General features: G+C 32.0%; 2 protein-coding genes. One reads left to right on the forward strand and one right to left on the reverse strand.

Annotated features, from left to right (window positions below; all coding sequences use genetic code 11):
• Positions 1 to 43 precede the first annotated feature (43 nt).
• Positions 44 to 175 carry a hypothetical protein gene (locus D5R40_RS41770; protein ID WP_275670469.1) on the forward strand — a complete coding sequence of 44 codons (132 nt, stop codon included), beginning with the start codon at positions 44 to 46 and terminating at the stop codon, positions 173 to 175.
• 95 nt (positions 176 to 270) lie between these two features.
• Here the strand turns inward: D5R40_RS41770 and D5R40_RS33835 are convergent.
• A partial coding sequence (locus tag D5R40_RS33835) for a transposase (protein WP_161565207.1) occupies positions 271 to 515 on the reverse strand: 245 nt, incomplete at its 5' end.

The raw sequence follows: 515 nt of genomic DNA on the forward strand, positions 1-515 counted from the left end.
GCGACAAGTCTATTGTTTATTTGTAATTAAATAATCAATTTCAGTGGCTTCAGATATAGAACTATTATTGATGACGATAGCAATAGTTCTCGGACCAGTTAAACCTTTGGTTTCTACTTCTATGGTAGCTACCCAAACTGTTTGGGGTATATTTTGTTCTAAAGTTACTTCTTGAAAATCCTTTTGAGGTAAAGATAGAGCTATTTCATCTAACCTTTTTTATGATTGTTTTTTGCCAGTTTTTTGATTGATAACATTCACCAAACGATTTTAAGCTAAACCCCCTATATAGTTAAGTTCCAATCTTTCTAATTCCTGTAAAAATGAGGAATTATTTCCATAACCTCCATCCACTAAAACTATACCAGGCCGATGTTTTCTGAACAATGTTTTTTGAACTAACTTGATTGCTAAATCAGGTTTTTTGATAAATTCTTTATCATCTTTCCCCTCTGGTAAAGATGATGAACTTTGATATAATTCAACATCTAAAGGCAGACTTCTCACTCCATCAT

Origin of the sequence: Okeania hirsuta (assembly GCF_003838195.1) — a bacterium.
In the GTDB taxonomy this organism is placed as follows: domain Bacteria; phylum Cyanobacteriota; class Cyanobacteriia; order Cyanobacteriales; family Microcoleaceae; genus Okeania; species Okeania hirsuta.